Source organism: Haloarchaeobius marinus (assembly GCF_051207415.1).
Classification (GTDB): domain Archaea; phylum Halobacteriota; class Halobacteria; order Halobacteriales; family Natrialbaceae; genus Haloarchaeobius.
This window is the reverse complement of sequence record NZ_JBPKGD010000001.1, coordinates 141317-157851: the sequence shown is the minus strand read 5'-3', so window position 1 is coordinate 157851 and position 16535 is coordinate 141317. Positions and strand designations below refer to the sequence as shown.

Below are 16535 nucleotides of genomic sequence, written 5' to 3'. Positions count from 1 at the left end.
CGACAACCTATACGGCCCGTGCGACCGACTGTCTCTACAACCGGATGCACGACGGACGAACCATCGACGGGAAGGGCGGCGGCGGCCAGATACTCCGGTCGGCCCTGTCGCTCTCGACCGTCACGGGCGACCCGGTCCGCGTCGAGAACGTCCGCGGGAACCGGCCGAACCCCGGGCTGAAGCACCAGCACCTCGCCGGCGTCCGGGCCCTCGCGACGGTCTGTGACGCCGACGTCGAGGGGGACGAACTCGACAGCGAGACGGTCGCGTTCGACCCCGGGGACGTGTCCCCCGGCGAGTACACCGTCGACGTCGGGACTGCCGGCGCCACGTCGCTCGTCTTCGAGGTGCTCCTCCCGCTCTCGGTGGTCCTCGACGCCCCGCTGTCGGTGACGGTGACCGGTGGGACCGACGTGGCGTGGTCGCCGACGCTCGACTACTACCGGGCGGTCCGACTCCCACTCGCCCGACGCGCCGGCGTCCACGCGGCGGTCGAGGTGACCCGTCGTGGGTTCTACCCACGGGGCGGCGGCGAGACGACGATACACGTCACCCCCGGGGCACCCCGGTCGCTGTCGCTCACGGAGCGCGGCGACCTCCGTGGCGTGCGCGTCTTCTCGGTCGAGTCGACCGACCTGTCGAACGCCGAGGTGGCGCGGCGGCAGGCCACGGCCGCGGCTCCCGACCTCGGCGTCCCCGTCCTCGAACGGGTCGTCCGGACCGCCGACGCACCGTCGGCCGGGTCGGCCGTCCTCGTCCGCCTGGACTACGAGGGGAGCGTCGCCGGGTTCAGCGCGCTCGGGGAACGGGGGACGCCGGCCGAGGCGGTCGGGGAGTCGGCGGCCGAGGCCGCCGCCGACTTCCACGCGAACGCGACCGCGACGGTGGACGAGCACACCGGCGACCAGCTCGTAATGCTCGTCGCCCTCTGTGGCGGGCGGGTCCGGCTTCCGGCCGTCACCGACCACGTGACGACGAACGTCGGGGTCGCCCGGGCGTTCGGCTACGACGTGACCGTCGACGAGGCCGCCGTCCCGGGTCCCGGCGCGATGCTCTCGGGGTGATGGTCCGGCGACAGGTCCGGGTTCCTACCCGGTGGAGGCGGTGCCGTCGGGGTCACGCTCGCGGTCCGTCTCGGCACGCTCGGACCAAACACTGCCGACGTGGGAGACACTTATACCAGTCCCGTTCGTTCGACCGACCATGAGTGGTGCGAGTCCGACGGCTGAGACGCCGAGGCGGTACCGATGAGCGACGACCTCGTCACGTTCGGCGAATCGATGCTTCGGCTATCACCGCCCGGGAACGAACGGGTCGAGACGGCCGGCGAGTTCGAGGCCCACGCGGCCGGCGCGGAGTCGAACACGGCCATCGCGGCCGAACGGCTCGGTGCCGTGTCGGCGTGGCTGTCGAAGCTGCCCGACACGCCGCCGGGACGGCGGGTGGCGAACGGCATCCGGAAACACGACATCGACACCGACATCGTCTGGGCCGAGGACGGGCGACCCGGGACCTACTACCTCGAACACGCGGGCAAGCCCCGCGGGACGAACGTCGTGTACGACCGGGCCGATTCTGTGTTCTCGACGGCCGAGGCGGGGGATTTCAACCTCGACCGCATCCGGAACGCCAGCGCCTTCTACACGACGGGCATCACGCCGGCGCTCTCGGAGACGATGCGTGACACGACGGTCAACCTGCTCAGCGTCGCCCGCAAGGCGGGCACGATGGTCGCCTTCGACGTGAACTACCGGCGCAAGCTCTGGTCGCCGGAGGAGGCACGAAGCACCATCACGCGCCTGTTCCCCGCCATCGACGTACTCGTCATCGCCGCCAAGGACGCCGAGACGATGCTGGACTACGACGGCGACCCGACCCAGCTCGCACACCACCTCGCCTCCGAGTACGAGTTCCGGACGGTCGTCGTCACGCGGGGCGAACGCGGGGCGGTCGCCATCCACGACAACGTCATCCACGAGCAGGACGCCTACGCGACGGACACGCACGATCCCATCGGCTCCGGGGACGCCTTCACCGGTGCGTTCCTCGCGCGACGGCTCTCGGGCGACGACGTGCCACGGGCGCTCCAGTACGCGACGGCGACGGCCGCACTCAAGCGGACCATCCCCGGCGACGTCGCCACGGTGACCAGGGAGGAGGTCGAGGCGGTCATCGCCGACCGGGGCGACGGCATCTCCCGCTGACCCGGCGCGTTCGGTACCTCGTGGACCGGGCCTTCCACCCGAAATCCTGACGGGGCGTCCGGGCGGCCGAACAACTAGCGGACCAGTCACGAGTTCTCCGAAAATCCAGTGAAAGACAGATAGAAGCGTGCTAACTGTCGTCCATGCGTGTTTATCTCCTAGAACGTCGTACCTGTAGTATGGCATTCAGACCATACGACGACATGAACGAACTGTTCGAGCAGATGGACGCGATGTTCGACCAGATGCGACAGAACTGGATGGGGGCGACACCCCGACTCGAATCCGGGTTCGAGACCAGCGTCGACCGGCGCGACGAGAGCGCGACCAGCCTCACCGAGCAGGACGGCGCGTTCGTCTTCGTGATGGACCTCCCGGGCTTCGAGACGGAGGACATCGACCTCTCGTACCGCGACGGCTACCTGCACGTCGACGCGGCCACCGAGGTCGACACCGAATCCGAGTTCGTCTCGATGCACCAGTCCCGCCACACCAGCGAGCGCGTCTACGTCCCCGGCGACATCGTCGTCGAGGACATCGACGCCCGCTACCGCAACGGCGTCCTCGAGGTCCACCTTCCCATCGACGAACGCCACGACGACACCGGTCGACACATCCCCATCGAGGACTGAACGACCGGTGGACTTCTATCACGATTTCTGACCAGATGCGTTTATTCACCGATGAATTACCGGGTAGTAATCGATTATCTTTGATCTGTTAGCCGATAATCAGGTAGTATGCACCGATACGTGAGTACAGCGTTCCTGCTGGTCGGACTCGCGACGTCGGTCGGGTCCGGCTGGTACATCGCGAAGGGACCGTTCTTCGGCTACGCGACCCCGCCGCTCCCGAACGTCCTGGCCGCCGCCGGTGTGTTCATGGTCGGCATCATCGCGTTCGTCTGGGGGACGAGCGGCCGCATCGACGCGGGCGACACGGGAGAGCGCCCGGCTCCGAGCGACCGGAAGGTCTAGCCGTCGTCCCACTCCGCATCGACCAGCGTCTTCTGGACCATCTCCTCGCCGACAGCCGCGGCCAGCGTCTCGAAGCCGGCGCGCTCGACCCGGTCGTCGGCGTCGGCGACGAGTCGAGAGACGATGAACTCCGGCGTCGACCGGCCGAGCTGGTCGAACCGGGGCTGGTAGTCCACCTGTAACTCCAGGTCCGCGGTCAACCCCTCGGCGAAGATACCGTCGACCCGGGCTTCCTCGGGCAGTGGCTCCAGGTCGTCGGCGAGGTGGGTGACGAACGCGCCGACGGCGTCCCGGTCGACCGTCAGGGTCACGAGGCCGTGGAGGAGGTCGGCGGCACTGCCCGGTTCGGTGATGGCCTCGAACTCGTCGACGAGCATCAGCGTCCGGCCCTCGCCGGTCAGGGGCGGGACGACCGACTTCAGCGTCGATTCGAGGACGCCGGCGTTGAACGAGGCGTGGCGGCGGTGGAACACCACGTCGTCGAACACGGAGAGTTCGGCGCGTTCGGCCGGGACTGGCAGGCCCATGTGCGCGAGTACGACCACCTGCGACACCGTCTCGAGGAGCGTCGTCTTCCCCCCCGAGTTCGCGCCGGTCACCACCGCGACGCGCTCGTCGCCCGGTGGCGGCGACAGGTCGTGGTCGCCGAGGGCGTACCGGATGGGCTGGACGTCCTCGTCCCTGGCGAGCAGGTCGAGGTTGCGTGCCCCCTCGACGGCCACCGTCGCCTCGCCCTCGACGAACGTCGGGCGGGTGCAGTCGAACGCCTCGGCGAACCGCGCCAGCGACAACTGGAGCGCGATGTCGTCGACGGCCGCGACCGCCCGGTCGACGTCCTCGCGGGCGTCGCTGATCGCGTGCTGGAGGTCGACGCGCACCTCGCGCGCTCGCTCGTCGACGGCCGTCGCGAGGTCGGCGGTCAGGCCGCGGAGCGCCTCGCCGACGAAGTCCGTCACGTCGCGGGCGTCCTCCGGGACGGCCTCGCGGATGCGCTCTGCGTCGACGTCGGTCTCGGACCGGACGTGGTCGACGAAGGTCGTGCGCAACGTTTCGGGCGACCGCGCTTCCGAGTCGCGGATGGCCTCGATGACGTCGACGGCGTTAGCGTCCATCGTCTCGACGGCGGCCCGCGCGTCGCGGAGGCGGTCGAGTCGCTCGTCGGCACCCGGTGCGACCCGCCCGTCCTGTAGCGCCCCGAGCGCATCGGCCGCGTCGGCCAGTCCCTCGCGGTCGAGACTGGCCAGCGGTGCGAACGGGCCGTCGGTCACGCCCACGTCGAGCAGTTCGAGTGCCGCCTCGACGGCCGGCCGTTCGCCCCCGCCGGCCGCGTCGTACCGGTCGAACGCGGCCAGGATGGCCTCGCGGTCCGCCGGGTCGATGCTCGCCCACGATTCCCGGGCGATCGTCACCTCGTCGAGGCGCGCCTCCATCGCCTCCCTGCTCGCGAGTGGCGTCAGCACGCGGATGCTGTCCGCCGCGTCACGCGTCACGGCGTGCCGGCGGGCGAGGTCGATGCACTCCTTGTACACCGACCGCGTATCGCCCGTCGACAGTATCCCCATCCCCTCGCCGCCGCCCGCCCGTCGCAGGATGCGGGTCGCCCGTCCCCGCGAGAGGCCCGCGTCGGCCAGCGTCCGAACGTCGGCGGCCTCGATGGCCGAGACGGCGCGCTCGACGCCGAGGTCCTCGACCAGGGCCTCGTGCGTCTTCGGCCCGACTCCCCAGTAATCTTCGAGTCGCATATCCGCCGGCACGGCCCCCTCCGACAAGAGTGTGTCCGAACCGTCGTGGGCGGTCGCGACGTGGCGTCGGCCGCAGGTGCCGCCCGGTACGATTTTTCCCACCCCGGACCAATTGCCGGGTATGACGGACGCCTTCGACGGCGCGGACCGAATCGACACCGACACACGGTCGTATCGCTACTACCGCAACGCTGTCGAGCGCCACTGGGACCCCGGCGCGGTCGACCTGACCGTCGACCGGGAGCGCATCGCCGACCTCGACGAGGCGACCTTCGAGCAGCTCCGTGGCACGCTCGCGCTGTTCGGCGCCGGCGAGGAGGCCGTCACCGAGGACCTCGCACCCCTCGCGGTCGCCCTCTCGGACCTGAACGACCAGCTGTTCGTGACGACGCAGCTCTACGAGGAGGCCAAGCACGCCGACTTCTTCCACCGGTACTGGACGACCGTCGTCCACCCCGAGGAGGAGCGACGGGGGATGCCCCGGTCGAACCCCAGGGACCCCCACTGGTACTCCGACGCCTACGTCGAACTGTTCGAACGCACCGAGGCGGCCATGGACCGACTGCTGACCGAGGACGGCCCCGAGGCCAGGGCCGAGGCGTACTGTCACTACCACCTGACCGTCGAGGGCATCCTCGCCCAGACCGGCTACTACGGCATCCAGACGACGTTCGACGGAAGCGTCGAGGGCGTCCCCGAACTCCCCGGACTGGTCGAGGGCTTCGGCAACATCCGCGCCGACGAGGGGCGTCACGTCGGCTTCGGCATGGCGAAACTCGAAGCCCTCGTCGAATCCGGGCAGGTCGACGGGACGGACCTCTACGACCTGACGACCGAACTCGCACTGCTGACCCAGCAGGTGGTCTCCACCGCCGCCGGCGAGGACCGTCCCGGCGTCTCGCCGGCGGGCCTCGCCGACTACGCCGCACAGAAACACGCCGAACGGATGGAACAGGTGACCGACGAGTCGGTGGAGATCCCCGACGTGGAGGAACTCGTCGACGTCGACGCCGACTGAGGAGTCAGTCGTCGTACGTCGTCTGCAGGTACTCGACGATGTTCTCGGACTCGTTCATCGTCACGCCGCGTTCGTCGTCGACCAGCACCGGGACGACGCGCTGGCCCGAGACGCGTCTGACCTCGTCCCGCTCCGAGTGCAGCGCGTCCACCCAGTTGCTCTCGAAGTCGAGGTCCATGTCGTGGAGTTCGTCGGCGACCAGTTCGCACCACGGACAGCCGTCGAGTCGGTAGAGCGTCAGGCCCATGGGTGGGGGTACGCGGGCGAGGCACTTGTCGGCACCGCTGGGCGGGACGACGCGATAAACGGGTGCTTACCGGCGCGAACGGACTCACTGTTTATCCGGCGGGATTCCCGAACGGTCACAGTAACCGTGGAACAGGACCCCTGGCAGGAGAACGCGGTCATCTACGCCCTCGACGTGGAGACGTTCGCCGACTCCGACGGCGACGGCGTCGGCGACTTCCCCGGCCTCGTGGACAGACTCGACTACCTGAACCGTCTCGGCGTGTCCGTGCTGTGGCTGTTGCCGTTCTACCCGACGCCGAACCGCGACAACGGCTACGACGTGACCGACTACTACGGCGTCGACCCGCGCCTCGGGACCCTGGGCGACTTCGTCGACTTCGTCGAGGAGGCGGACGACCGCGGAATCCGCGTGCTGGCCGACCTGGTGGTGAACCACACGTCCGACCAGCACCCGTGGTTCCAGGAGTCCCGGACCGACCCCGAATCGCCGTACCGCGACTACTACGTCTGGGCCGAGGAACCGCCGCCGCCGGACTCCAGCAGGGGGACGGTCTTCCCGGGCGAGGTGGAGGACAGTCGCGTCTGGACGTACGACTCGGCGGCCGGCGCGTACTACTACCACCGGTTCTACCCGTTCCAGCCCGACCTGAACCTCTCGAACCCGGACGTCAGGGACGAGATTCGACAGATAATGAACTTCTGGCTCAAACTGGGCGTCGACGGGTTCCGGGTGGACGCCGCGACGCTCATGATACAGTCCAAGCGACCGGGCGCGGAGTCGGTCGAGAACTCCCACGAACTCCTGCGAACGCTCAAACGACAGGCGCTGACCCAGCAACAGGACGCAGTGTTCCTGGCCGAGGCGGACGACGACCCCAGCGAACTGCGGACCTACGCCGGACGCGACGAGATGGACCTGCTGTTGAACTTCGTGCTGAACGCACACCTCGTGGCCGCGCTGGCGACCGAGGAGGCGGCGCACCTGGCGGACGGCCTCGAACGCCTGCCGGACCTCGAGGCCGGTAACTGGGCGAACTTCCTGCGCAACTACGACGAACTGAACCTCGGCCGCCTCCCGTCGGACCTGAAGGAGGAGGTGTTCGAGCAGTTCGCGCCCGAGCCGACGATGCGCATCTACGGCCGGGGCATCCGCCGTCGACTCGCCCCGATGCTCGACGGCGACGCCGACCGCATCAAACTCGCGTTCAGCCTCCTGTTCTCCATGCCGGGGACCCCGCTCCTGCTCTACGGCGACGAGATCGGCATGGGGGAGCAACCGAAACTCCCCGGCCGGCAGGCGGTCCGGACGCCGATGCAGTGGTCGGACGAACCCAACGCCGGGTTCTCGTCCACGACCGAGGCGGCGCTCGTCGCACCGCTCGTCTCGGACGAGCAGTTCGCGCCCGAGCAGGTGAACGTCGCGTCGCAACTGGCCGACCCCAACTCCCTGCTCAACTGGATGCAACGGCTCGTCTCGACGCGCCGCGAGCACCACGAGATCGGACACGGCTCCTGCCACGTCGTCGCGGTCGACGACCCGGGCGTGTTCGTCCACCGGTTCGACCTGGAGGACCGCGGTCTCCTCTGCGTACACAACCTGGCCGACGAGCCCAGTACCGTCGAAATCGACGCCGGTCTGGCACCCTCGGACGCGATGCACGAGATACTGGGCCAGGCTGAGTTCGACCGCGACGAGGACGGCACCGTCTCGGTCGTCCTCGACGGGTACGGTCTCGGCTGGTTCCACGTCCACGAGAGCGGCCTGGACGACACGAGCTAACGCCTCACGTGGATTCGGGTAAGGCTCTTTGTCGCCGAGGCCCGACCATTCTGCAAGATGATGGCGACCACACACGCGTTCGTCGGCCTCGCGATAGCGGCCGCCGTGAGCCTCGTCGCCCCGGAGTACGGGACGGTGGCCGCGGCGGCAGCGATGGCCGGCGGCGTCTTCCCGGACCTCGACCTCGCGGCGATCCACCGGAAGACGCTGCACTTCCCCGTGTACTACAGCCTCCTCGCGGTCCCGGCGGTCGCGGCCGCAGTCCTCTCCCCGTCGATGCCGACCGTCGGCGTCGCCCTCTTCCTCGTGTCTGCAGCGGTCCACTCGCTGAGCGACGCGCTGGGCGGCGGACTCGAACTCAGGCCGTGGGAGGCGACGAGCGACCAGGCGGTCTACCTCCACCCGAAGCGGCGCTGGGTCCGTCCCAGACGGTACGTCCGGTACGACGGCGCGCCGGAGGACTTCGTCGTCGGTGCGGCCTTCGCCGCACCGGGGCTGCTCGTCTTCGACGGGTGGGTCCAGCAGGCAGCCATCGGGGGACTGCTCGTCTCGCTGGGGTACACGGTCGTCAGGAAGCGACTGCCCGAACTGACTCCCGAGCGGTTCCAGTGAGTCACTCCAGGGTGAACCGCTCGAACCGACGGACCGCGTAGCGGTACGACGCGACGGGCGAGCAGACGCCGAGTGCGAGCACTGCGAGGGCCACCGGACGGAGCGTCGCGGCCGCCACCCCGAGTTCCCACGGCGTGGCGAACGCGAAGACGACGTTGAACAGTCCGGCCAACAGTTCCCGGGCCGCGGGGACGAACGCGAGGACTGCGCTCCCCGCGATGACCGCGAGACCGGACGAGAACGCCGCGAGCGCGCTCTTGCTCGGGACGACGGCCGTCCGGTTGCCCGCGACCTTGACGCTCCCGAACCGGGGGAACAGCATGCCGACGCCGACCGCCAGCAACGGGGCGACCACGCTGGCGACGACGGCGACGGCGACGGCCAGCACGGCCAGTTCGACCGGGAGCGGACTCAGCGCTGCGACCGGCCCGACGACCAGCAGCGAGAGCGGTACCCCGACGAGCGCTCCGGCGAGGACGTGGCCGACGACGTACTGGCGGCCGGTGACGGGTGCGGTCAGCGTCACCGGGAGCGCCGGGCCGTCGTCGCCGAGGGGGTTCAGCGCGAACGCGAGGGCGGCCCCCCACGCGACGTAGAGTCCGAGGACCCACGGGAGGTGGGCCGGTATCGACCCCGTCTCGACGACCGTGCGGACGTCGGAGAGGAGCAGGAATACGGGGTAGACGGCGTACAGGAGCTTTATCGGGGCGCGTCGGGTCCGGGTCCACGCGACGCGGACGACGCTCCGGGTCGGCCGGTCGAAGACCCCGGCCCAGCCACCGGCGGAACCGAGCAGGGCGTCGAGTCGACCGCCCTCGGCCGACGCCGACGCCGACGACGGTTCGTGTTCGGTCTCCAGCGCCGGGTCCGAGAACCAGTGGAAGTTCACGAGTCGGACCGAGACGGGGGAGAGGACCGCGACCATCGCGACGCTCGTCGCCAGCGCCGCCCCGGCACGGAGGGGCGACGCGTCGACGTTCGGGACACCGAGCAAGAGCAGGTCCGCGTACCACGACAGCGGTGACGACTGCATCGGTTCGAACAGCACGCCCGAGAGGATGGCGAAGCCGTCGCCGAAGACGAACGCGACGTACCCGAGGCCCGCGAGGAGCAGGATGACGCTCCGGTTCCGGGCGATGGGTTCGAACCGGGTGGCGAGGTGGCGACCGAGCACCCCGAGGCAGAAGCCCAGCCACAGCGCCGGCACCAGCACGCCGACGACGACGACGGGCACTGCGAGCACGACCAGCGGTGCACGGGCGCCGTAGGCGAACCCGCCGACGGCGACGAGGATGGGCAGGACGAGCCATGTGACGTAGTTCGCCAGTTCGGCGAGGAGCAGTCCCGGGACGACGTCGCGGACCCGGGCCGCGAGCAGGAGCGTCTCCGGTTCGTCGACGCCACCGCGACTGGCGACGGTCCGTATCGTCGCCATCGCGACCAGTCCGACGACGAGGACGCCGAGGACGCCACGCACGCCGCCGATGAGGCCGCCGGTGATTGGCGTCGACCCGAACTCGCCGGCGCGCAGTTGCCGCCCGGCGATGGAGAAGAAGTAGCCCATGACCGCCGACATGAACGTGAACCCGAGGATGGCCACGGCGATGGCGACGGCCTGCATCGTGCTGTTGCGGACTGCCCGGGTCGTCCGCACGAACTCCGTCCGCGCGATGCGCCAGACCTGTCGGCGGTCGGCTAGCACGAGGACCACCCCCGCCGGGCGGACGCTACGAGCGATGGAGGGGCTATCGTCATGGTCCTACCTCGACGCGAACAGGTAAAAATTGACGTCCTCCCGCGTCTTCACACGTCGGATTCAGACGAAGTGCGCGAGCACGACGAGTGCCCCCCAGAGGCCGGCCCCGACGAACAGCGACTGCCTGAGTTCGAACTCCTCGAACCGGGTCGCCCCGGCGGCCACGAGGCCGACGGCGACGGCGAGGCCGATGCGGTGCAGGATTATCTCGATGGGGAGGACGCTGATGCCGATGAAGCCGTAGTCGACGACGACGCCGGACCCGAACCCGAGGGTGCCGAACAGGAACCCGTCGATGGGGTCGAGTCCCCGGGCCGAGAGGTACGCCACGGCCGGCGTCCCGAGCACCAGCACCGGGTAGAGCACCGCGACGGTGGTGTCGGGCGACACCGGGAGCGCGTTCTCGGCGGTGATGCCCGCCAGTCGAACCCCGAGCAGGACCGCCGCCGGGCCGAAGAAGCAGGCGGTGCGAAGACGAGTCCGACGGGTCCACAACTCGTCGACGAGCGCCCGTGCGGCCGACGTCGCCGAGGCGGTGGTGGTCGCACCGAGGAGCGGCAACACGACGAGGTAGACCACCGTCGTCCAGCCGTCGTGGTCGTGCGAGTCGCCGTTGTCGTGGTAGACCCGTCGCACGTCGTCGGTGCCGTACGCCTGTATGAACTTCTGTTCGATGTCGATACGGGCCTCCTCCAGACTGTCGACGGTGTGGGTCAGGGTGAACCAGTCCCAGTGTTCGGCGTGGGCCTGGACGGCGGTCCAGTTCTCGCTCCCCGTCTCTATCTCGTAGGCCCGGATGTGGTACTGGCCGCCGAAGTAGTCGCCGTGGTGCAACTGGTACGACTGGTCGGTCCAGCCGTCCCCGTCGTCGGACCGGTAGTAGACGTAGCGGTCCGCGCCGACGGCGTCGGACCAGACGACGAGCGAATCGTTGACGAAGTCGGTCTCCGGCCCGTCGCCCTCGGTGAACGCGACCGTGGTCTCGTTCCAGCCGTCGTCGTCCGCCTTGAGGCGTGCCTGGACGCGCTCTGCGTCACCCTGGACGAAGATGTTGAGGGCGCTCGCCCGGGCCCCGAACGCCGTGCGACTGCTGACGTACGGCCAGACGACCGTCTCGGAGTCGCCGAGGCTGACGAGCGGCCGGTCGTCGTCGCCGGCGTCGGGACCCGGTGGGGTCTTGACCGTCGGTGAGACGAACGTGGTGCCGAGGAGCAGGATCGTGATGGCGAACGCCAGCACCGTGAGACGGTTTCGGGTCCACATGAGTCGCGGTATCGTACTGAGATTGGGTCCAGCGACTGTTAACTCTTGGCGCACTCGTCCGGGCGAGGACGACCGCTCACGCGACACCGAGCGTGGATGCGGGAGACGGCGCGGGAGAACATTCGGTGGAATTTATACGTATCCGGAGCGAGACGATTGACGATGGAACAGCACGACGACAGCGGTGACGAGACCGTCGAGATAGCGGTCCCAGCGGCGCTCGTGGACCGTATCGAGCGCATCTTCACCGACCGTCGCGGCCACGAGCCGAGGTCGACCCAGGAGAGTCTCAGCGTCCTGTGCGACCTCGCCGCCGCCCACGTGGCGTCCTCCGCCGACGGAACGGCCACCGGGGACCTCGCCACCTCCAGCGACGGGGGACAGGTGGCAGTCGGAACGGCCGACGACGGCGTCGATGGCGACCTGGACGAGCGCATCGACGACGCGTTCCCCGCCCAGTGGGACGCCGACCCGACCGTCCGCCGACATCTCACCTCTGTCGCCGACCGGTACCTCCGCAACCCGAACGGCTTCTCCGGCCTCGACGAACGCGAGGCCGACGCGATCGCGTCCGTCGCCCGGCAGGACGGTCTCTCGCCGGACGACCTCCGGGAGGAACTCGTCTCCACCCTCTACGGCAGTGCCGGCCTGCCCGACGACCTGGCGTCCGAGTTCTTCGGCGAGGCACTCGCGTCCCTCGCCGGCGACGAGCACGACGAAGTGACCCGCCGCGCAGAAAACGACGACGCGACCGACGACGAGCACGACGGCACCACGCTCCTTCGCAGCGACCTGTCGTCCGATTCGGGGCACGGGGACGTCGACGACGACTCCTTCGACGTGGACAGACTCATCGGCCAGGTCTCGACCCCGACGGCCGAGTGCGACCGCTGTGGCACCACCCGTCCCCTCGACGACCTCGAGACCATCGTCGGGTCGGGGGCGGAGACGCTGGAACTCCTCTGTAGCGACTGTCGAACGCGGAAGTAGCCCCGCGACGCTACCGACGGACCGGCCGTCGAGGGAAGTCGACAACGCTTTTGGCACCCCCTGCGGTGACAACGACTGCTATGAGCGTCATCGACGTCGCCGTCCGTGCCCTGCACAGCGTCACCGCCGCCACCTGGGCGGGGAGCGTCCTGTTCGTCACCTTCGCACTGCTCCCGTCGGCGGTCGACGGGTCACTCGACGCCGCACCGATGCGGTCGGTCGTCTCCCGCTTCCGGTGGCTCTCCCGCGGGTCCTCGGCCGTCCTCTTCGTCACCGGCGGCCACCTCGCCGGCACGCTGTACACGGTCGAACGCCTGACGGGCGAGACGAGCGGCCACCTCGTCCTCGGGATGCTCGTGCTGTGGTTCGTACTCACCGGCCTCGTCGAGGTCTCGTGTGGGAAGCTCCAGCGGGACTTCGAGGAGAAGAAGGTCCGTACGCCGGCCCAGGCCGCCAGACCGTTCCTGCAGGCGTCCAGTCTCGTCGCCGTCCTCCTGCTGGTCGACGCCGTCCTCATCGTCTACGGCGGCGGCCTGTTCTGACGCTGGTCTTTCGATTCAGCGCCTGCAATCGATTTCTGCCTTCGACTCCAAAGCAGATTCCCGCAACTCTCTTTGCCCACCGGGGCTTCTGACCGACCATGCGTGACCTCGACGAGACAGACGTCGAAATCCTCGGACTGCTCGCCGACGACGCCCGTCGTTCGTTCGCCTCCATCGGGGACGCCGTCGGCCTCTCCGGCCCGGCCGTCTCCGACCGCGTGACCCGCCTCCAGGAGGTCGGCGTCGTCCGCCGGTTCACCGTCGACGTCGACCGGTCGCAACTCAGGGAGGGGACGCCCGTCCTCGTCACCCTCGCGCTCGAACCCGGCGCCGCCGACGGCGTGGTGTCCGCACTCCGGGGCGCCGACGCCGTCGAACACGTGTTCACCACCGCCGACGGCGACGTCACCTTCCACGCCCGCATCCCGGACACCGCCGTCTACCGGTGGCTGGACACCGTCGTCGACCCGACCGTCGTCAGGGACGCCGACGTCGACCTCGTCGCGGACGTGGAGTGGTCGCCGAGCGTCGGCGGCACCGAGTTCGCCCTGGAGTGCGCCGAGTGCGGGAACACCGTCACGAGCGAGGGCGTCTCGGCACGCATCGGCGACGAAGTCTACCAGTTCTGCTGCGAGTCGTGCGAGGCGCGGTTCAGGGACCGGTACGCGGAACTCGACGAGGCGGCCTGAGTTCGGGCCGGTCGACGCGTCGGCGACCCGACCCGGAACTTTCGGTTCCAAACTCGGGACCGCTGGCTAGCCCCGGTCTGACAAGGGAAACTCCGTTGAATAGGAGACCCGTAGTACCGGGTGATGAGTGAACGAACGGTCACCTTCGACGTAAGTGGGATGACCTGTACGAACTGTTCGAAGACCGTACAGGACGCCGTCCTCGGAGTCGACGGTGTGAGCGACGCGTCGGTCAACGCCGCCACGGACGAGGCACGGGTCACATACGACCCGGACCGGACGTCGCTGGCGGCCGTATTCGAGGCCGTCGAGGAGTCTGGATACGAACCGGTCGCCGCGTCCCGGACCGTCGGGGTCACGGACATGACGTGTGCGAACTGCTCCGAGACGGTCGGCGAGGCCCTGCGGGACGTGCCGGGCGTCGTCGAGGCGGACGTGAACTTCGCCACCGACGAGGCCCGGGTCGAGTACCTCCCAGGCGAGGTCGACCTGACCGACCTGTACGATGCTATCGAGTCCGTCGGCTACACGCCGGTCCGTCCCGAGGAGGGCGCCGACGCCGGCGCGGAGCAAGACGCCCGCGACGTCGCCAGACAGGACGAGATACGGACGCAGAAGCGCCTGACGCTGTTCGGTGCGGTGCTCTCGCTGCCGTTGCTGTTCATGATGGCTGACCACCTGCTGTCGCTGGGCCTGCTCCCCGAGACGGTTCCGGAGACCGGCCTGCGCTTCGGCTGGGTCGCGTTCGCGCTGGCCACGCCGGTGCAGTACGCCCTCGGCCGGCCCTTCTACGAGAACTCCTACAAGGCACTGGTGCGGAACCGGACCGCGAACATGGACGTCCTCATCGCGCTCGGGTCGTCCACGGCGTACCTCTACAGCCTCGGCGTCCTCGTCTTCGGCGTCGAGGGGGCGGGGCTGTACTTCGACACGGCCGCGCTCATCCTGGTGTTCATCACGCTCGGGAACTACCTGGAGGCACGTTCGAAGGGACAGGCCAGCGAGGCCCTGCGCTCGCTGCTGGAGATGGAGGCCGACACCGCGACGCTCGTCGGCGACGACGGGACCGAACGCGAGGTTCCCCTCGACGAGGTGGCGGTCGGCGACCGGATGAAGGTCAGGCCCGGCGAGCAGATACCGACCGACGGCGTCGTCGTCGACGGCGACAGCGCGGTCGACGAGTCGATGGTCACCGGCGAGTCCGTGCCGGTCTCGAAGGAACCCGGCGACGAGGTGGTCGGGTCGACCATCAACGAGAACGGCGTGCTCGTCGTCGAGGCGACCCGGGTCGGGAGCGACACGGCCATCCAGCAGATAGTCGAGACGGTCAAGGAGGCCCAGTCGCGCCAGCCCGACATCCAGCGCGTCGCGGACCGCATCTCCGCGTACTTCGTCCCGGCGGTCATCGCGAACGCCCTGCTCTGGGGGACCGTCTGGTACCTCGCCCCCGAGGCGATGGCCGGCTTCGTCGACTCCCTGCCGCTGTGGGGGGTCGTCCTCGGCGGGCCTGGAGGGGTCGGCGTCTTCGAGTTCGCGGTCGTCGTCTTCGCCTCCGCGGTCCTCATCGCCTGTCCCTGCGCGCTCGGACTGGCGACTCCGGCGGCGACGATGGTCGGCACGACCATCGGGGCACAGAACGGCGTCCTGTTCAAGGGCGGCGACGTGCTCGAACGCGTCCGCGACGTCGAGGCCGTCGTCTTCGACAAGACGGGGACCCTCACGACCGGCGAGATGCGCCTGACCGACGTGGTCGCACTCGAGGACGCACGACCCGACGGTGGCGAGGCACGCGCCGACGGCGGTCTCGCCGAGGTCCGGGTGGACGAGTCGTTCGTCCTCCGGATGGCCGCCTCGGCCGAACGAGACAGCGAACACCCCCTCGCGCAAGCGATCGTCGAGGGTGCCGAGGAGCGCGACCTCGACCTCGCCGACGCCGAGTCGTTCGAGAACGTGCCCGGCAAGGGCGTCCGTGCGACCGTCGAGGGACGGACGATCCTCGTCGGTAACCGGGCCCTGCTCGAAGGGGCAGACGTCGACCCGTCCCCCGCCGAGGATGCGATGGACCGTCTCGAGGACGAGGGGAAGACGGCGATGCTCGTCGCCGTCGCCGACGCAGTGGTCGGCGTCGTCGCGGACGCGGACACCGTCAAGGAGTCCTCGCGCGAGGCCGTCGCGGCGCTGCGCGAGCGCGACGTCGCGGTCCACATGATCACCGGCGACAACGAGCGCACCGCCCGCGCCGTCGCGAAAGACGTCGGCATCGACCCCGAGAACGTCCGTGCGGGCGTCCTGCCCGAGGACAAGGCCGACGCGGTCGACGCCATCCAGCAGGACGGCACGAAGGCGATGATGGTCGGCGACGGCGTCAACGACGCCCCCGCGCTGGCCACCGCGTTCGTCGGCGTCGCCATCGGGTCCGGGACCGACGTGGCCATCGAGGCTGGCGACGTGACGCTGATGCGCTCCGACCCGCTGGACGTGGTCAAGGCCATCCGCATCAGCGAGGGGACGCTCGCCAAGGTGCGCCAGAACCTGTTCTGGGCGCTCGGCTACAACACGGCGATGATTCCCCTCGCGTCGTTCGGCCTGCTCCAGCCGGTGCTCGCCGCCGGCGCGATGGCGCTGTCGTCGGTGTCGGTGCTGACGAACAGCCTGCTGTTCCGGCGGTACACCCCGGACCACGACTACAGCCTGCTCCGCCGGTGAGCACCCG

The 16535-nt window shown here is 69.4% G+C and carries 15 protein-coding genes; 11 read left to right on the top strand and 4 right to left on the bottom strand.

Annotated features, from left to right (window positions below):
* Window positions 1-44: 44 nt before the first annotated feature.
* The 4 genes from rtcA to ACSC1W_RS00855 all read left to right on the top strand — a co-directional run bounded on the left by rtcA (window position 45) and on the right by ACSC1W_RS00855 (window position 3181).
* Window positions 45-1064: an RNA 3'-terminal phosphate cyclase gene (gene rtcA, locus ACSC1W_RS00870; protein ID WP_435344567.1), complete on the top strand. Its 1020-nt coding sequence runs from the start codon at window positions 45-47 to the stop codon at window positions 1062-1064.
* 183 nt (window positions 1065-1247) lie between these two features.
* Entirely contained in the window at window positions 1248-2204 is a 957-nt protein-coding gene (gene kdgK1, locus ACSC1W_RS00865) for a bifunctional 2-dehydro-3-deoxygluconokinase/2-dehydro-3-deoxygalactonokinase (RefSeq protein ID WP_435344565.1), read from the top strand.
* A gap of 179 nt (window positions 2205-2383) precedes the next feature.
* Complete coding sequence (locus ACSC1W_RS00860) at window positions 2384-2836, top strand: Hsp20/alpha crystallin family protein (protein WP_435344563.1); 453 nt, start codon at window positions 2384-2386, stop codon at window positions 2834-2836.
* Between the two features lie 108 nt (window positions 2837-2944).
* The gene (locus tag ACSC1W_RS00855; RefSeq protein WP_435344561.1) at window positions 2945-3181 is read left to right on the top strand and encodes a DUF8132 family protein; all 237 of its coding nucleotides are present in this window, start codon (window positions 2945-2947) and stop codon (window positions 3179-3181) included.
* Here ACSC1W_RS00855 and ACSC1W_RS00850 read toward each other — a convergent pair.
* Window positions 3178-4923 (bottom strand): MutS-related protein, encoded by a 1746-nt coding sequence (locus tag ACSC1W_RS00850; protein ID WP_435344559.1) that lies wholly within the window; start codon window positions 4921-4923, stop codon window positions 3178-3180. The genes ACSC1W_RS00855 and ACSC1W_RS00850 overlap by 4 nt on opposite strands.
* A gap of 121 nt (window positions 4924-5044) precedes the next feature.
* Between ACSC1W_RS00850 and ACSC1W_RS00845 the strand changes: the two genes are divergently transcribed.
* Window positions 5045-5941 carry a ribonucleotide-diphosphate reductase subunit beta gene (locus ACSC1W_RS00845; RefSeq protein WP_435344557.1) on the top strand — a complete coding sequence of 299 codons (897 nt, stop codon included), beginning with the start codon at window positions 5045-5047 and terminating at the stop codon, window positions 5939-5941.
* A gap of 4 nt (window positions 5942-5945) precedes the next feature.
* Here ACSC1W_RS00845 and ACSC1W_RS00840 read toward each other — a convergent pair whose 3' ends face one another.
* Window positions 5946-6188, bottom strand: a complete 243-nt coding sequence (locus tag ACSC1W_RS00840) for a glutathione S-transferase N-terminal domain-containing protein (RefSeq protein WP_435344555.1) — start codon at window positions 6186-6188, stop codon at window positions 5946-5948.
* 126 nt (window positions 6189-6314) lie between these two features.
* On the opposite strand from ACSC1W_RS00840, the gene ACSC1W_RS00835 reads away from it, so the two are divergent.
* Together ACSC1W_RS00835 and ACSC1W_RS00830 are read left to right on the top strand one after the other, a co-directional pair.
* Complete coding sequence (locus tag ACSC1W_RS00835) at window positions 6315-7970, top strand: alpha-amylase family protein (protein WP_435344553.1); 1656 nt, start codon at window positions 6315-6317, stop codon at window positions 7968-7970.
* A gap of 57 nt (window positions 7971-8027) precedes the next feature.
* Complete coding sequence (locus tag ACSC1W_RS00830) at window positions 8028-8582, top strand: metal-dependent hydrolase (RefSeq protein ID WP_435344551.1); 555 nt, start codon at window positions 8028-8030, stop codon at window positions 8580-8582.
* Between the two features lies 1 nt (window position 8583).
* On the opposite strand, the gene ACSC1W_RS00825 is transcribed toward ACSC1W_RS00830, so the two are convergent.
* Both ACSC1W_RS00825 and ACSC1W_RS00820 read right to left on the bottom strand, forming a co-directional pair.
* The gene (locus tag ACSC1W_RS00825; RefSeq protein ID WP_435344549.1) at window positions 8584-10284 is read right to left on the bottom strand and encodes a hypothetical protein; all 1701 of its coding nucleotides are present in this window, start codon (window positions 10282-10284) and stop codon (window positions 8584-8586) included.
* Window positions 10285-10398: 114 nt separating this feature from the next.
* Window positions 10399-11601, bottom strand: a complete 1203-nt coding sequence (locus ACSC1W_RS00820) for a hypothetical protein (protein ID WP_435344548.1) — start codon at window positions 11599-11601, stop codon at window positions 10399-10401.
* A 162-nt stretch (window positions 11602-11763) separates the two neighbouring features.
* Between ACSC1W_RS00820 and ACSC1W_RS00815 the strand changes: the two genes are divergently transcribed.
* The 4 genes from ACSC1W_RS00815 to ACSC1W_RS00800 all read left to right on the top strand — a co-directional run bounded on the left by ACSC1W_RS00815 (window position 11764) and on the right by ACSC1W_RS00800 (window position 16528).
* Complete coding sequence (locus ACSC1W_RS00815) at window positions 11764-12591, top strand: hypothetical protein (protein ID WP_435344546.1); 828 nt, start codon at window positions 11764-11766, stop codon at window positions 12589-12591.
* 80 nt (window positions 12592-12671) lie between these two features.
* The gene (locus ACSC1W_RS00810) at window positions 12672-13133 is read left to right on the top strand and encodes a CopD family protein (RefSeq protein WP_435344544.1); all 462 of its coding nucleotides are present in this window, start codon (window positions 12672-12674) and stop codon (window positions 13131-13133) included.
* A 98-nt stretch (window positions 13134-13231) separates the two neighbouring features.
* The gene (locus ACSC1W_RS00805) at window positions 13232-13822 is read left to right on the top strand and encodes an AsnC family transcriptional regulator (protein ID WP_435344542.1); all 591 of its coding nucleotides are present in this window, start codon (window positions 13232-13234) and stop codon (window positions 13820-13822) included.
* Between the two features lie 123 nt (window positions 13823-13945).
* A complete protein-coding gene (locus tag ACSC1W_RS00800; RefSeq protein WP_435344540.1) occupies window positions 13946-16528 on the top strand; it encodes a heavy metal translocating P-type ATPase in 2583 nt (860 codons plus the stop codon).
* The last annotated feature ends 7 nt before the right edge of the window (window positions 16529-16535 follow it).

Coding starts and splice junctions, on each gene's coding strand:
- kdgK1 (WP_435344565.1), top strand. CDS start 1,248: ATGAGCGACGACCTCGTCACGTTCGGCGAATCGATGCTTCGGCTATCA.
- ACSC1W_RS00800 (WP_435344540.1), top strand. CDS start 13,946: ATGAGTGAACGAACGGTCACCTTCGACGTAAGTGGGATGACCTGTACG.
- ACSC1W_RS00840 (WP_435344555.1), bottom strand. CDS start 6,188: ATGGGCCTGACGCTCTACCGACTCGACGGCTGTCCGTGGTGCGAACTG.
- ACSC1W_RS00810 (WP_435344544.1), top strand. CDS start 12,672: ATGAGCGTCATCGACGTCGCCGTCCGTGCCCTGCACAGCGTCACCGCC.
- ACSC1W_RS00855 (WP_435344561.1), top strand. CDS start 2,945: ATGCACCGATACGTGAGTACAGCGTTCCTGCTGGTCGGACTCGCGACG.
- ACSC1W_RS00805 (WP_435344542.1), top strand. CDS start 13,232: ATGCGTGACCTCGACGAGACAGACGTCGAAATCCTCGGACTGCTCGCC.
- rtcA (WP_435344567.1), top strand. CDS start 45: ATGCACGACGGACGAACCATCGACGGGAAGGGCGGCGGCGGCCAGATA.
- ACSC1W_RS00850 (WP_435344559.1), bottom strand. CDS start 4,923: ATGCGACTCGAAGATTACTGGGGAGTCGGGCCGAAGACGCACGAGGCC.
- ACSC1W_RS00860 (WP_435344563.1), top strand. CDS start 2,384: ATGGCATTCAGACCATACGACGACATGAACGAACTGTTCGAGCAGATG.
- ACSC1W_RS00830 (WP_435344551.1), top strand. CDS start 8,028: ATGATGGCGACCACACACGCGTTCGTCGGCCTCGCGATAGCGGCCGCC.
- ACSC1W_RS00845 (WP_435344557.1), top strand. CDS start 5,045: ATGACGGACGCCTTCGACGGCGCGGACCGAATCGACACCGACACACGG.
- ACSC1W_RS00815 (WP_435344546.1), top strand. CDS start 11,764: ATGGAACAGCACGACGACAGCGGTGACGAGACCGTCGAGATAGCGGTC.
- ACSC1W_RS00820 (WP_435344548.1), bottom strand. CDS start 11,601: ATGTGGACCCGAAACCGTCTCACGGTGCTGGCGTTCGCCATCACGATC.